The organism is Rhodobacter sp. CZR27 (genome assembly GCF_002407205.1).
Taxonomy (GTDB): Bacteria; Pseudomonadota; Alphaproteobacteria; order Rhodobacterales; family Rhodobacteraceae; genus Cereibacter_A.
The window spans coordinates 1,780,993-1,795,134 of sequence record NZ_CP023548.1; the positions used below are offsets into that span (position 1 = coordinate 1,780,993).

Below are 14,142 nucleotides of genomic sequence, written 5' to 3' on the forward strand. Positions count from 1 at the left end.
GGACAGCCATGCGCCCGATCCAAGCTCCCTACCCGCACGCCCGCTTTCGCCGCATCCGTCGCATCGACGCGCTGCGCCGGCTGACGCAGGAATATACGCTCACCTCCGGCGACCTGATCTGGCCGCTGTTCGTGCGCGACGGAGAGAACGTCGAGGAGCCGATCCACTCCATGCCCGGCGTGGTGCGCCGCTCGGTCGACCGGATCGTCGCGGCGGCGGAAGAGGCGGCAAGCCTCGGCATCCCGGCGGTCTGCCTGTTTCCCTACACCGACCCGTCGCTGAAGACGGAACTGTGCGAGGAAGCGTGGAACCCCGACAACCTCGCCAACCGGGCGATCCGGGCGATCAAGGCCGCGGTGCCCGAAGTGGCGGTGATGACCGACGTGGCGCTCGATCCCTACAACGCGAATGGGCACGACGGGCTGGTGCGCGACGGCATCATCCTCAATGACGAGACGGTCGAGGCGCTGGTGAAGATGGCGCTGGCGCAGGCCGAGTCCGGCGCGGACATCCTCGGGCCCTCGGACATGATGGACGGCCGGATCGGCGCCATGCGCTCGGCGCTGGAGGCCGCGGGCCACAAGGACGTGACGATCCTGAGCTATTCGGCGAAATACGCCTCGGCCTTCTACGGGCCGTTCCGCGATGCGGTCGGCGCATCGGGGGCGCTGAAGGGCGACAAGAAGACCTACCAGATGGACCCGGGCAACTCGGACGAAGCGCTGCGGCTGATCGAGCGCGACCTGCGCGAAGGTGCCGACATGGTGATGGTCAAGCCCGGGATGCCCTATCTCGACATCTGCCGCCGCGTGAAGGACGCCTTTGGCGTTCCGACATATGCCTATCAGGTCTCGGGCGAATATTCGATGATCAAGGGCGCGGCCGAGCGTGGCTGGATCAAGGGCGAGGCCGCGATGATGGAGAGCCTGCTCTGCTTCAAGCGCGCGGGCTGCGACGGCATCCTGACCTATTTCGCGCCCGAAGCGGCGCGGCTGCTGCGCGCGCAGGCCTGATCCGGGGATCGGCGTCGGGGGCAGCGGCGGCCCGCCGCCGCTGCCTGTGCCTCGCGTGCTGACAGAGCGCGAAGAAACGGCTATATCTTGTTGTCAGGGGGCGAAGATCCCCGCTGCAAGGGCTTGAGGCGGAAAAGAGGGTTTCATGGCAGAGTTTTCGAGACGGGCTTTTCTGGGCGCTGCCGGCACGGCGGTGCTGCTGACGGCGGGTTGCGCCAATGGCGTGGGCAACAACAACGCCGCCGTGATCGACGCGCGCGTGGATGCGACGCGGGATTACCTGTTCGGCCGCTATCCGGGCACCCGCGACCTGGCGCAGGATGCCAAGGGCGTGCTCTACATGCCGCTGGTGACCGAGGCGGGCTTTGGCGTCGGCGGCGCCTATGGCCGCGGCGCGCTGCGCATCAACGACATCACGGTGGACTACTACTCGGCCACCCGCGCCACGATCGGCTTCCAGATCGGCGCGCAGCAATACGCCCATGCGCTGTTCTTCATGACCGAGCAGGCGCTGGCCGAGTTCCGCGCGGGCTCGGGCTGGGCGGTGGGCGCGGACGTGCGCTATGCCACGCCCGACCAGGGGGCGAGCATCGGCAAGGAGACGACCGAGATCCAGCCGGTCGTGGCGCTGGTCTTCGGCCAGTCCGGGCTGATCGCGGGCGCGACGCTGGGCGGTGTGAAGTATACCCGCATCATTCCCTGAGAGGCCGGCGCAAGCTGCCTGCTGCACGCCAGCGACGATCCCCGGCGAGGCCCTCACCCGGATGAGGGCCTCGCCACCGTCTCAGCGCGGCAGACGCTTGATCAGCGAGGAGGTGTCCCAGCGGCCGCCACCCATCTGCTGCACTTCCTTGTAGAACTGGTCGATCAGGGCGGTAACCGGCAGGCTTGCGCCGATCTCGTCCGCCGTGCGCAGGCAGATGCCCAGATCCTTGCGCATCCAGTCCACCGCGAAGCCGAAGTCGAACCGGTCCTCGAGCATGGTGGCATGGCGGTTGGCCATCTGCCAGCTACCGGCAGCGCCCTGGCTGATCACCTCGACCACCGCGCGGCCGTCCATGCCCGCCTTCTCGCCAAAGGCCAGCGCCTCGGACAGGCCCTGCACCAGCCCCGCGATACAGATCTGGTTCATCATCTTGGCGATCTGGCCCGAGCCGCTCTCGCCCAGCCGGCGGCAGACCCGGGCATAGGCGGCCATGACCGGCTCGGCCCGGGCATAGTGATCCTCGGCCCCGCCGCACATGATCGAGAGCGCGCCGTTCTCGGCCCCCGCCTGCCCGCCCGAGACCGGCGCATCGACGAAGCCCAGCCCCAGCGCGTCGGCCTCGGCCGCGAGGTCCCGCGTGACCTGCGCCGAGACGGTGGTGTGATCGACGAAAAGCGCGCCCCGCGCCATCCCGGCAAAGGCCCCCTCATCCCCGAGGCAGACCGAGCGCAGGTCGTCGTCATTGCCCACGCAGGCGAAGACCACCTCGGCCCCTTCGGCGGCGGCGCGCGGGGTGGAGGCCGCGCGGCCGCCGTGCTGCGCCGTCCAGGCCTCCGCCTTGGCCGCGGTTCGGTTGAAGACCGTCACCTCATGCCCCTTCGCCGCCAGATGGCCGGCCATCGGATATCCCATGACGCCCAGTCCCAGAAACGCAAGTTTGGCCATGGTCTTCCCTCCCGATTGCCGTTGCGGACCGGATCGACTAGGAACCATCGCACTTCTCGCGTCAAGGACGGGCCCCCATGATCGTCGTCTTCCGCTGGCTCCTGCGCATCTTCACCGGGCTCGTGGTGCTGGCGCTGGCCGCGGCGCTGATCACCTATTATTTCCTGTCGCGCTCGCTGCCCGACTACAACGAGAGCTTCCGGCTCGACGGCATATCCGGGCCGGTCGAGATCGTGCGCAACGACGCGAATGTGCCGCACATCTTCGGCAAGACCGATGCCGACGTCTATTTCGCGCTGGGCTTCGCCCATGCGCAGGACCGGCTGTGGCAGATGGTGACGCTCAGGCGCACGGCGCAGGGCCGGCTGTCCGAAGTCTTCGGCGAGCGGACGCTGAAGATCGACGAGCTGATGCGGCGCTACGATCTCTACAACGTCGCGCAGCAGTCGGTCGAGGCGCAGGACCCGGAGGCGCGCGCCGCGCTTGACGCCTATGCCCGGGGCGTCAATGCCTGGATCGAGCAGGTGAACGAGGAGGCCCGCGGCCGCGGCGCCCCGGAGTTCTTCCTGTTCTCGAACGAGATCGCGGTCTGGCGGCCCGCGGACAGCATCGTGCTGATCAAGCTGATGGCGCTTCAGCTGTCCTCGCATCTGCAGTCAGAGGTGCTGCGCGCGCGCGTCTCGCTGCTGATGCCGGACGAGCGGGTGGCGCAGATCCTGCCCGACGCCCCGGGCGAGGGCGTGACCGCACTGCCCGATTACGCCTCGATCGTGCCGGGTCCCTTCCCCGCGCTGCGCAAGGCCGGGGTGGCCGGGGACCCGCTGTCACCCTTCCATCCGAAGGCCCTGTCCGGCGCCTCGAACGCCTGGGCGGCGGCGCCGGGACGCTCGGCGGCCGGCGGCTCGCTGCTGGCCAATGATCCGCACCTTGCCTTTACCGCGCCGTCGACCTGGTATCTCGCCCGGCTCCAGCTTTCCACCGGCGGGGTGATCGGCGCGACCATCCCGGGCATCCCGGCGGTGCTGCTCGGCCGGTCGAACCGCCTGGGCTGGGCGCTGACCTCGGCCTACATGGACGACCAGGACGTCCACATCGAGGAAGTGAACCCGGACAACCACGAGGAATACCGCACGCCGGACGGCTGGAAGGCGTTCGAGACCCGGCGCTCGATCATCAAGGTGAAGGACGGCACGCCCCTGACCGTCACGCTGCGCTGGACGGACAACGGGCCCGTCCTGCCGGGCACGCACTACGATCTGGCCGCGATCACTCCGCCGGGGCATGTCGCCTCGCTGTCCTGGACGGCGCTTTCGGCGCAGGACACGTCGATGAGCGCCGCGCTGCGGCTGATGAAGGCGCAGAATGTCGATGATGCGATCGCGGCCGGGCGCCTCTTCGTGGCGCCGGCGCAGAACCTGATGCTGGCGGATGTGAACGGGATCGCATTACAGACCGTCGGCGCCATGCCGAAGCGGGACCCGAACCACCAGTCGCAGGGGCGGATGCCGTCTCCGGGCTGGCTGGCAGAGAACCGCTGGCAGGGCACCTTCCCCTACGAGGACAATCCGATCGTGGCGAACCCCGAGACCGGCATCCTCGGCAATACCAACAACAAGACGGTGAACCGGCCCTTCCCGCTGCACGTCTCGTTCGACTGGGGCGACACGCAGCGCATCCAGCGCTGGCTGACGCTGATGAAGACGCGCGAGGTCCATACCCGCGAAAGCTTCATCGAGGCGCAGCTGGACACCGTCAGCCCCACGGCGCGCGGGCTGCTGCCGCTCTTCGCCGCCGACCTGTGGTTCACCGGCGAGGCCGCTCCGGACGGCACGCCCGAGCGGCTGCGCCAGCGCGCGCTGACCATCCTTGCGCAGTGGAACGGCGAGATGAACGAGCACCTGCCCGAGCCGCTGATCTACATGGCCTGGGTGCGCGCGCTGCAGGACCGGCTGATCCGCGACGAGCTGGGTCCGCTTGCCGACGAATTCGCCCATACCCAGCCGGATTTCATCGAGGCGGTCTATCGCGACACGAACGGCGCCTCGGCCTGGTGCGACATCATCCAGTCGGCGGCGACCGAAAGCTGCACGGACATCGCGCGGATGGCGCTGGACGATGCGCTGATCCGGCTGACCGAGACCTACGGCCCGAACATCGAAAGCTGGCGCTGGGGCGATGCCCACCAGGCGACGCACGACCATCCGACGCTGGGACAGGTGCCGGTGCTGCGCCATCTGGTGAACATCCGCCAGTCGACCTCGGGCGGGGACCAGACGCTGATGCGGGGCATGACGCGCGGCTCGGGCCGCAACCCCTACGAGAACGTGGCCGGCGCCGGCTACCGCGGAGTCTATGACTTCGCCGACCCGGATTCGTCGGTCTTCATCACCTCGACCGGCCAGTCCGGCCACCCGCTCTCGCGGTTCTACGACAACCTGGGCGAGTTGTGGCGGCGCGGCGAATACATCCCGATGTCGCTGGATCCGGACCTTGCACGGGCGGCGGCGGTGGGGATCACCCGGCTGGAGCCGCGATGATCCGCACGCAGCGCCTGCTCATGCGGCGCGCCCGTCGCTTCGACCTGCACGACCTGCACGCGGTCTTTGCCCAGCCGCAGGCGATGCGCTACTGGTCGCGCCCGCCCTACGAGACGCTCGAGGATACCCGCGCCTTCCTCGAGGGCATGATCGCCGCCGGCCCTCCCGAGGCGGACGAGTTCGTGGTCGAGCGCGAGGGCCGGGTGATCGGCAAGGCCGGCATGTGGCGCCGGCACGAGATCGGCTTCATCCTGCATCCCGACCAATGGGGACAGGGGATCGGACACGAGGCGCTGTCCGCGCTCGTCCGGCACCTGTTCGCGGCGCATGGCATGGACGCGCTGACCGCCGAGGTCGATCCGCGCAACGCGCGCTGCCTGCGGCTGCTGGCCCGGCTGGGCTTCGAGGAAACCGGACGCGCGCAAAACACCCTCCGCTGGGCCGAGGAATGGTGCCATTCCATCTACCTCGCCCTGCCAAGACCGACCGGCGGCGCCGACGCCACCGATCAGAGGTCGCGGTAGCGCTTTTCCTGCCGGGCGGTCCAGCGGACCGAGATGCGATAGCCGTCCTCGGTCTGCTCCTCGGCGGTCACCACGCCGTTATCGTGAAGCCATGCCCGGCGGCGGCCCTCCGCGAAGCCGAGCGTCAGGACCCGCTCGGTCCGTTCCTCGTCAAAGGTGGCCGAGACGGCGTCGAGAAGCTGCGGCAGGCCCTCGCCGGTCAGCGCCGACAGGGCGAAGATCGTGTCCGAACGTGCGGCCTGCGCCACCAGCGCCTCGCGCGCCGAAGCCTCGACGAGGTCGAGCTTGTTCCAGACCTCGAACTGCGGCACCGCCCCCTTCACGCCCAGACTTTGCAGGATGTCCGCGACGTCGGCCGCCTGCTCGGCCGTCTCGGGGTGCGAGATGTCGCGGACATGCAGGATCAGGTCGGCCTCCAGCACCTCCTCGAGCGTCGCGCGGAAGGCCGCGACCAGCTGCGTCGGCAGGTCCGAGATGAAGCCCACCGTGTCCGACAGGATGATCTTCCGCCCCGAGGGCAGCGTCACCCCGCGCATCGTCGGATCGAGCGTGGCAAACAGCATGTCCTTGGCCAGCACATCCGCCCCAGTCGCGCGGTTGAAGAGCGTGGACTTGCCGGCGTTGGTGTAGCCCACCAGCGCCACGATCGGGAACGGCACCTTGCGGCGCGAGGCGCGGTGTAGCTCGCGCGTCTTCACCACCTTTTCCAACTGGCGCTTGATGCGGATGACCTGCTCGTCAATGGCGCGGCGGTCAGCCTCGATCTGGGTCTCGCCCGGGCCGCCGACGAAGCCGAATCCGCCGCGCTGACGTTCGAGGTGGGTCCAGGCCCGCACCAGCCGCGTGCGCTGATAGGAAAGCGCCGCCAGTTCCACCTGAAGAACGCCCTCGCGCGTCCGCGCCCGGTCGGCGAAGATCTCGAGGATCAGCCCGGTCCGGTCCAGCAGCTTGACGCCCCATTCCTTCTCGAGGTTGCGCTGCTGCACCGGCGAAACCGGCCCATCCACCAGCACGAGGCCCACGTCCAGCGCGGCAAATTTCTGCTTCAGCTCCTCGACCTTGCCAGAGCCGAACAAAAGGCCCGGCTGCGCCCGGGGCAGCCGCACCACTTCCGAGCCGAGGATCTCCATCTCGGGCAGGGCGGCGGCAAGCGCCACCGCCTCGGCCAGCCGATGCTCGGGCAGCCGCCGCGAGCGGTCGGTGCGGATGTCGGGGTGAAGGACGAATGCACGCATCGGCTGCGACCGGGTCGAGCCGTCGTGACCCTCGTGACGGGGCTCCTCCTCCCCTTCCTCGGGATCGGTCAAATCAGTCGTCGCCCTCGTAGAGATTGATCGGTTGCCCCGGCATGATGGTCGAGATCGCGTGCTTGTAGACAAGCTGCGACTGGCCATCGCGACGCAGAAGAACGCAGAAATTGTCGAACCAGGTGATCACACCCTGCAGTTTCACACCATTGATCAGAAAAATCGTAACCGGAACCTTTGCCTTCCTGACGTGGTTCAGAAAGGCGTCCTGCAAGTTCTGTTTATCGGCAGCCATCCATTCTTGCCTTTATAGTTGAGACGCTTCCGTCTGTCCTCGTTCCCCCCGGCACCAATCCGACGGTCGGAATCGAGTATGGGCAGGTCTCGCCCGAGATTCCAGACCCAATAACAGATCGTTAGGAATCCGGCGGTCTCTTGCGGCTTTTCCGCTCAACGCCGCCAGGTGGCGGGGGCGAGCAGCGCAAGGATGGCAAGGGTCTCCAGCCGCCCCACGACCATCGCGGCGCCCGCGATCATCTTGGCCGCGCCGCCAAGGCCCGACCATCGGATCGGCGTCTCGACCGCCAGATCCGCCAGGGGTCCCGTCGTGGTCAGCGCCGCGATGCCCAGCACCATCGACGGCTCGAATTCCAGCCCCGTCAGGCTCATGGCGGCCGTGACGAAGGCGATGGAGAAGGCGAAGAGCATGAAGAAGATCCACGCCACATAGGCACCCTCGCGGCGCAGGCGCCGGGCGACGACGCCCTGCCCGCCGATCGAGCTGGGGTGGACGATCCGCTCCAGCTCGCGCTCGGCGTGACGGTAGAGCGCGTAGACGCGCAGCAGCTTCACGCCGCCGGCGGTCGTGGCCACGCCGCCGCCCACGATGGCGAGGCCCAGCAGGATCAGCCCCGGCGTGCCCAGACCCGACCATGACCTCGAGGCCACCCAGGCGGTGGATTCGTAGCCCGTGGTGGTCAGGAAGGACATGGTGGTGAACAGGCCGCCCCACATCGCACGGGCGGCGGCCGCGATGTTGCGGCTGTCCTCGGTCTCGATGGCGCCGATCCAGTGCCGCAGGAACAGCACGACCGGAACCCCGAGCAGGAAGAAGAATGCCATCATCACCTCGGGGTCGCGGCGGATCGGCGTGTCCCGGTCCACCATCGCCGTGCCCGGAAGCAGGCGGCGCGAGATGGCGAAGAACAGGAAGACGAAGATCAGCACCTCTCCGGCAAGCCCCGCGCTGCTCGAGGTCATGCCCTCGACGGGCGAGATCCCGCTGGTGGACAGGGTCCCCATCGCATGACAAAGGCCCACCAGCCCGCTCTCGCCCGCCAGTACCAGGAGGCCCCAGAGCGCGAGCGTCAGCCCGGCATAGGCGGGAAGGAGCGCAAGGGACTGGCGCAGCAGGCGCTCGGTCGGGTCGGCCACGCGGGTGATCTGGTTCGCCTGCTCGCGGCCCGGGACGCGGCCCGAGATCACCTCCATCCCGCCGAGGCTGAGCGGCGCCAACACCGCCATGGCGGCGGTCAGCACGAAGAAGCCGCCGAGCCAGCCCACGAGGGCGCGCCAGAGATGCACGCTGGGGGGCAGGCGTCCCGGCGTGTCGTAGAGCGTGGCGCCCGTGGTGGTGAACGAGGACAGCATCTCGAACCAGGCGTTCGCGAAGCTCGTGTCCGGCACCGCCAGGGTGAACGGCACCGCCAGCATCGGCGGCAGGATCAGGTAGGCCCCGGCGAGCGTGCCCAGATGCGCGCGGGCCGCGCGCGGCGGCGGGCGGTTCAGCGTCGCGATGCCGACCATGGCGATCAGGATCAGCAGGAAGCTGCCAGAGTAGAAGAAAGCGCGCGCGACCTCGTGCTGCCGAAGCACCAGCGCATGGGCGGCGGGCAGATACATGGCCAGCGCACCGCCGGCCATCAGCACGACGATGAGCGGGATGGACCGCAGCCCCATCATGTCAGAAGAAGTCGATCGAGACCTGCAGGAGGCGCTCGACCTCCGGCACGTCGGCCGTCATGCAGAACAGCGCGATCACGTCGCCATCGTCCACCCGGAGATCCCCGGTGGGCTTCAGCACCTTGTCGCCCTTCATCAGCGCGCCCACCAGCACGCCCTCGGGGAATTCGATGTCGCGGATGTGCCGCCCGGCCAGCGGCGAGGTCGAGAGCACCTGCGCCTCGATCACCTCGGCCTCGGCGTCGCCGATGGAATAGATCGCCCGCACCCGGCCGTGGCGGACGTGCCGCAGGATCGACGAGACGGTGGTGGCGCGCGGGTTGATGTAGGCATCGATGTCGAGCGACTGCATGATCGGCAGCAGCGTCGGGTCGTTGACCAGCACGATGGCCATGGGGCAGCCGGCCTGCTTGGCGCGCACCGCGGCAAGGATGTTCGTCTTGTCGTCGTCCGTCACCGCCAGCACCGCGTCGGCGCGGTCGATGTTGGCCTCCATCAGCAGGTCCATGTCGAGGCCGTCGCCGTTCAGCACGATGGTGCGCTCCAGCCCGTCGGCCGCGGCCTCGGCCTTGGCGCGGTTGCGCTCGATGACCTTGACCCGCACCCGGTCGGCGCGCGCCTCGAGCGCCTTGGCCACCGCGAGGCCCACGTTGCCGCCGCCGATCACGATGATCCGCTCCTGCTTCAGCGCGGCCTTGCCGAAGATGTCGAGCGTGCGGGCCACGTCCTGCGAATGGGCGAAGACATAGACCTCGTCGGCGGCAAAGAGCTGGTCGCCCGGCTCGGGCACGAACAGCCGGCCGACGCGGCGCACGCCCACCACGATGGCGCGCAGCCCCGAGAACAGCTCGTTCAGCTGCCGGAGCGGCGTGTTCAGCACCGGGCAGTCCTCGTCCAGCGCGATGCCCAGCAGCTGGGCCTTGCCGCCCATGAAGCTTTCGGTGTCGAAGGTCGAGGGCGCGGCGAGGCGCTGCATCGCGGCCTCGGCCACCTCCTTCTCGGGCGAGATCACCACGTCGATCGGCAGGTGGTCGCGCCGGTAGAGGTCGGAATAGATCGCATCCAGATAGCTTTGCGCCCGCAGGCGGGCGATCTTGCGGGTGATGCCGAAGATCGCATGGGCCACCTGACAGGTGACCATGTTCACCTCGTCCGAGTGCGTCGCCGCGATGATCATGTCGGCATCGCGCGCGCCCGCCTTTTCCAGCACGTCGGGATAGGAGGCGAAGCCCACGACGCCCTGCACGTCCAGCGTATCGGTCGCCCGCCGCACGAGATCCGCGTTCGAATCGACCACGGTGACGTCGTTGCGTTCGCCGGACAGGTGACGCGCGATCTGCCAGCCGACCTGGCCCGCACCGCAGATGATCACCTTCATGTCACGGACTCCGCACGTTCAGCCCGCCCTGCTTGGCAGAAGCGCCCGCGGCGGTCAATCGGGCGCCCCGACGGCCTCGTCCTCGTCCTCGAAGTCGTCTTCCACGCGGGCGAGCCGGCTCCCGCTCCTGACCGTCGTCACCACGCCGAGCGACTTCAACTTGCGGTGGAGCGCCGAGCGTTCCATCCCGACGAAGGCGGCCGTCCGGCTGATGTTGCCGCCGAAGCGGTTGATCTGCGTCAGCAGGTATTCCCGTTCGAACAGCTCGCGCGCCTCGCGCAGCGGCAAGGTCGCCAGCGCACCGCCAAGGACCAGACGCCCCTCCTCGCCGGCGGGCTCGTTGCCCGGCAGTTCGCGCGCCTCGATCGCGCCGGCGCCATCGCCGAGGATCAGCACCCGCTCGATCACGTTCCTCAGCTGGCGGACGTTGCCGGGCCACGGCATGGTCTGCAGCATCGCCTCGGCATCCGGCGTCAGGCTGCGCAGCGGCAACCCTTGCGTGCGGTGGAACATGCCGATGAAATGATCGGCGAGCATCGGGATGTCCTCGCGCCGGTCGGCGAGCGAGGGCACCTCGATCGGCACCACGTTCAGCCGGTCGTAAAGCTCCTGCCGGAAGCGGCCCGCCGCGATCTCGGAACGCAGGTCGCGGGTGGTCGACGAGATCACCCGCAGGTCCACCCGCACCTTGTCGGTGCCGCCCTGCCGGGTGAACTGCTGCTCGACCAGCACGCGCAGGATCTTGGACTGCGTGCCGAGCGGCATGTCGGCCACCTCGTCGAAATAGACGATCCCGCCATGCGCCTGTTCCAGGAGCCCCTGCTCCACCCCGCGCTCGGGCGTCTCGCGGCCGAACAGCACCTCCTCCATCCGGTCCGGCTCCACGGTCGCCGAGGAAACCGAGACGAAGGGCGCACCCGCGCGGTTCGAGTTGGCATGGATGAAGCGCGCCGCCATCTCCTTGCCGGCGCCCGCGGGACCGGAGAGCATCACCCGGCCGTTCGACTTGGTGACCTTCTCGAGCTGCGTCTTCAAGAGCCGGAACGCGGTCGAGGTGCCCAGCATCTCGGCCGCCGCCACGTCGCGGCGGCGCAGGTCGCTGTTCTCGCGGCGCAGGCGAGAGGTCTCCATCGCGCGGCTCACCACCACCATCAGCTGGTCGATGTTGAACGGCTTCTCGATGAAGTCATAGGCGCCCTGCTTGATCGCGGCGACCGCGATCTCGATGTTGCCATGGCCCGAGATGATGACCACCGGCACGTCCGGGTTGTCGCGCTTCGTGCGCTTCAGGATGTCGATCCCGTCCATCCGGCTGTCCTTCAGCCAGATGTCGAGGATCATCAGCGCCGGCGGCTCGGCGTTCACCGCCGCCATGCATTCGTCGGAATTGGCGGCCAGCCGGACCTGGAACCCCTCGTCGCGCAGGATGTCCCCGATCAGCTCGCGGATGTCGCGCTCGTCGTCGACGATCAGAATGCTGCTCATGTTGCCCCCTGTCTCACCTCGCCGGTCTTTGCGGCCCGCGCCCGGCTGCGCAGGATGCGGGGCAGCCGGATCTCGGCCATGGCCCCGCGGTGGCCGTCGTCTGCGATTGGGTCGGCATCGCCGAGCGTCAGCGTGCCGCCGTGTTCCTCGATGATCTTCTTCACGATGGGCAGGCCGAGGCCCGTGCCCTTCTCGCGCGTCGTGACGTAAGGCTCGAACAGCCGGGCCCGGTCAAGCGGCAGGCCGGTGCCGTTGTCGGCGATGCGGATCACCGCCTGTTCCTCGTCCACGTCACAGTGGATGCGGATCTCGGGCTGCCAGCCCTCGGGTGCCGTGTCGGCGCGCGCCTCGATGGCCTCGCCCGCGTTCTTGATCAGGTTGGTCAGCGCCTGCCCGATCATCGTGGCGTCGATATCGATCAGCCACGGCCCCTCGGGCAGCCGCGCCCTGAGCTTCACGCCGGGCTGTCCGGCCTCCTGCAGCACCACCGCGTCGCGCAGGATCTTGATCAGGTCGGTCTCGCGCCGGTCGGGCTCGGGCATGCGGGCGAATTTCGAGAACTCGTCCACGATGCGGCGCAGGTCGTTGGTCTGGCGGATGATGACATCGGCATACTGGTCGAGATCCCCCGCCTGTTCGCCGACAAGGGGGCGGAACTTGCGCTTGATGCGCTCGGCCGAAAGCTGGATCGGCGTCAGCGGGTTCTTGATCTCGTGTGCGATGCGCCGCGCCACGTCGCCCCAGGCGGCCATGCGCTGCGCCGAGACCAGGTCGGTCACGTCGTCGAAGGCCACCACATAGCCCTCGAGCCGGCCGCTGTCGGTTCGCCGCGGGCTCATGCGGACCAGCAGGCTCTCCATCCGGCCCTTGCGGATCAGGCGGATCTCCTCCTGCACCGCGGGGGCGGCGGTCTCGCGCAGACGGTCGAACAGGGCGGCGAACTCGGGCACGGCGGCCGACAGCGGCAGGTTCCCGCTTTCGGGCAGCTCCAGCAGCCGCTCCGCGGCGCGGTTCACGAAATCCACCTGCCCCACCGCATCGAGGCCGATCACCCCGGCCGTGACCGACGACAGCACCGAGTCGAACAGCCGCCGCCGACGCTCGGTCTGGCGGTTGTTGTCCATGAGCGCGTCGCGCTGGCCCTTGAGCTGCCGGGTCATCTGGTTGAACAGCCGCCCCAGCATGGCGATCTCGTCGTCGCCCTCCTCCTCTGGCACCTGCACGTCGAGGTCCCCTGCCCCCACCCGCTGCGCGGCGCCCGCCAGCCGCCCCACGGGCCGCGAGAGCCGCTCGGCGAACCACAGGCCCAGCCAGACCGCCGCAAGGATCAGGATCAGCGCGAAGCCGAGGTAGAGCAGCCCGAACTCGAACAGCATCCGCCCGCGTTCGGCCTCCAGCTGGTGATAGAGCGCGACGGTCTGGCGGGTGTCGTCGAGCAGGCTCAGGATCGAGCCGTCCACCGTGCGCGAGACATAGAGGAACCGGTCGGCGTAGGCGTCGAGATGCACCAGCGCGCGGAACTCGTTGTTGGACCAGTCCGGGATGACCACCGTCTCGCCCGTCCGTGCGCGCTCCATGTCCGCGGCCGAGGGCTTCTCGAAGTCGAAGAGATAGCTGCGTTCGCCCCGGGTGCGCAACTCGCCGCCGCCGTCGATCAGGTAGGCCTCGCGCAGGCCGCGCTGGATCCGGTCCTGGCCCTGCGTCAGCAGCGGGCGCAACTGGTCGTCGCGCAGGAAGAAGGTCGACTGCTTGGCGACGTTCAGATAGGCCGCCAGCGCCTCGGCATCCTCGATCAGGTCGCGGCGGTGTTCCTCCTGATAAGCTTCGGCCGCGTCGAGCGAAGCGCCCACCACCTGCCGCACCCGCTCCGAGAACCAGCCCTCGAGGCCCACGTTCACCGTCAGGGTGGCGAAGACGGCGACGAGGACCGTGGGCACCAGTGCCAGCCCCGCGAAGGTGCCGACCAGCCTCAGGTGCAGGCGCGATCCCGCCGACTGGCTCCGCCGGTCCGAGATCATGCGGCCGATGCGCGCCAGCACCATCGCCGCGACCACCAGCACATAGACGAGGTCCGCCAGCAGCACGAGACGCAGCGCGGGCGACGTGGCACCCTGGTTCATCGGCCCGAGGGCAAGGAACGTCGCCGCGGCCAGCAGCGGCCCCAGCATCACAAGGCCGAAGGTCATCGCCGTCTGCACACGGCGCTGGCGGCGCAGACGCGCCAGCCTTATCCAGGTGTTACTGCGCGACGCAGTCCGCACGGATGAACCATCCCGCCTCTTCGGGGGGCGGTTCGGCCGCCCTTCCCTGCTTCAAGGCGTTCCGTCGGGCCAGTGCCCGCGCGC

At 68.9% G+C, this 14,142-nt stretch carries 11 protein-coding genes; 4 read left to right on the forward strand and 7 right to left on the reverse strand.

All coding sequences use genetic code 11. The features are described from left to right. Positions 1-8 precede the first annotated feature (8 nt). Positions 9-1,013 carry a porphobilinogen synthase gene (gene hemB / locus CK951_RS08635; RefSeq protein ID WP_096785757.1) on the forward strand — a complete coding sequence of 335 codons (1,005 nt, stop codon included), beginning with the start codon at positions 9-11 and terminating at the stop codon, positions 1,011-1,013. 145 nt (positions 1,014-1,158) lie between these two features. Continuing rightward, positions 1,159-1,716: a YSC84-related protein gene (locus tag CK951_RS08640; RefSeq protein WP_096785758.1), complete on the forward strand. Its 558-nt coding sequence runs from the start codon at positions 1,159-1,161 to the stop codon at positions 1,714-1,716. Between the two features lie 81 nt (positions 1,717-1,797). On the opposite strand, the gene CK951_RS08645 is transcribed toward CK951_RS08640, so the two are convergent. After that, positions 1,798-2,664 (reverse strand): NAD(P)-dependent oxidoreductase, encoded by an 867-nt coding sequence (locus tag CK951_RS08645; protein WP_096785759.1) that lies wholly within the window; start codon positions 2,662-2,664, stop codon positions 1,798-1,800. Positions 2,665-2,741: 77 nt separating this feature from the next. Between CK951_RS08645 and CK951_RS08650 the strand changes: the two genes are divergently transcribed. Together CK951_RS08650 and CK951_RS08655 are read left to right on the forward strand one after the other, a co-directional pair. After that, positions 2,742-5,201 carry a penicillin acylase family protein gene (locus tag CK951_RS08650; RefSeq protein ID WP_096785760.1) on the forward strand — a complete coding sequence of 820 codons (2,460 nt, stop codon included), beginning with the start codon at positions 2,742-2,744 and terminating at the stop codon, positions 5,199-5,201. After that, positions 5,198-5,725, forward strand: coding sequence for a GNAT family N-acetyltransferase (locus CK951_RS08655; RefSeq protein ID WP_096785761.1), 528 nt, complete (start codon positions 5,198-5,200; stop codon positions 5,723-5,725). The genes CK951_RS08650 and CK951_RS08655 overlap by 4 nt, the downstream gene beginning before the upstream one ends. Here CK951_RS08655 and hflX read toward each other — a convergent pair. The 6 genes from hflX to CK951_RS08685 all read right to left on the reverse strand — a co-directional run bounded on the left by hflX (position 5,710) and on the right by CK951_RS08685 (position 14,058). Further along, a complete protein-coding gene (hflX, locus tag CK951_RS08660; RefSeq protein ID WP_096785762.1) occupies positions 5,710-7,032 on the reverse strand; it encodes a GTPase HflX in 1,323 nt (440 codons plus the stop codon). The genes CK951_RS08655 and hflX overlap by 16 nt on opposite strands. A 1-nt stretch (position 7,033) precedes the next feature. Then, positions 7,034-7,267 carry an RNA chaperone Hfq gene (hfq, locus tag CK951_RS08665; protein WP_002719962.1) on the reverse strand — a complete coding sequence of 78 codons (234 nt, stop codon included), beginning with the start codon at positions 7,265-7,267 and terminating at the stop codon, positions 7,034-7,036. 155 nt (positions 7,268-7,422) lie between these two features. Then, entirely contained in the window at positions 7,423-8,934 is a 1,512-nt protein-coding gene (locus CK951_RS08670; protein ID WP_096785763.1) for a TrkH family potassium uptake protein, read from the reverse strand. Position 8,935: 1 nt separating this feature from the next. Next, positions 8,936-10,312, reverse strand: a complete 1,377-nt coding sequence (gene trkA / locus CK951_RS08675) for a Trk system potassium transporter TrkA (protein ID WP_096785764.1) — start codon at positions 10,310-10,312, stop codon at positions 8,936-8,938. A 54-nt stretch (positions 10,313-10,366) separates the two neighbouring features. Continuing rightward, positions 10,367-11,797: a sigma-54 dependent transcriptional regulator gene (locus CK951_RS08680; protein WP_096785765.1), complete on the reverse strand. Its 1,431-nt coding sequence runs from the start codon at positions 11,795-11,797 to the stop codon at positions 10,367-10,369. Next, positions 11,794-14,058 (reverse strand): PAS domain-containing sensor histidine kinase, encoded by a 2,265-nt coding sequence (locus tag CK951_RS08685; protein WP_096785766.1) that lies wholly within the window; start codon positions 14,056-14,058, stop codon positions 11,794-11,796. Before CK951_RS08685 ends, CK951_RS08680 begins: the two co-directional genes overlap by 4 nt. Positions 14,059-14,142: the final 84 nt, after the last annotated feature.

Bases quoted from the DNA above. Each gene is read 5' to 3' on its own strand.
- CK951_RS08680 (WP_096785765.1), bottom strand. From the start codon at position 11,797: ATGAGCAGCATTCTGATCGTCGACGACGAGCGCGACATCCGCGAGCTG.
- CK951_RS08645 (WP_096785759.1), bottom strand. From the start codon at position 2,664: ATGGCCAAACTTGCGTTTCTGGGACTGGGCGTCATGGGATATCCGATG.
- hemB (WP_096785757.1), top strand. From the start codon at position 9: ATGCGCCCGATCCAAGCTCCCTACCCGCACGCCCGCTTTCGCCGCATC.
- CK951_RS08670 (WP_096785763.1), bottom strand. From the start codon at position 8,934: ATGATGGGGCTGCGGTCCATCCCGCTCATCGTCGTGCTGATGGCCGGC.
- hfq (WP_002719962.1), bottom strand. From the start codon at position 7,267: ATGGCTGCCGATAAACAGAACTTGCAGGACGCCTTTCTGAACCACGTC.
- CK951_RS08640 (WP_096785758.1), top strand. From the start codon at position 1,159: ATGGCAGAGTTTTCGAGACGGGCTTTTCTGGGCGCTGCCGGCACGGCG.
- CK951_RS08650 (WP_096785760.1), top strand. From the start codon at position 2,742: ATGATCGTCGTCTTCCGCTGGCTCCTGCGCATCTTCACCGGGCTCGTG.
- trkA (WP_096785764.1), bottom strand. From the start codon at position 10,312: ATGAAGGTGATCATCTGCGGTGCGGGCCAGGTCGGCTGGCAGATCGCG.
- CK951_RS08655 (WP_096785761.1), top strand. From the start codon at position 5,198: ATGATCCGCACGCAGCGCCTGCTCATGCGGCGCGCCCGTCGCTTCGAC.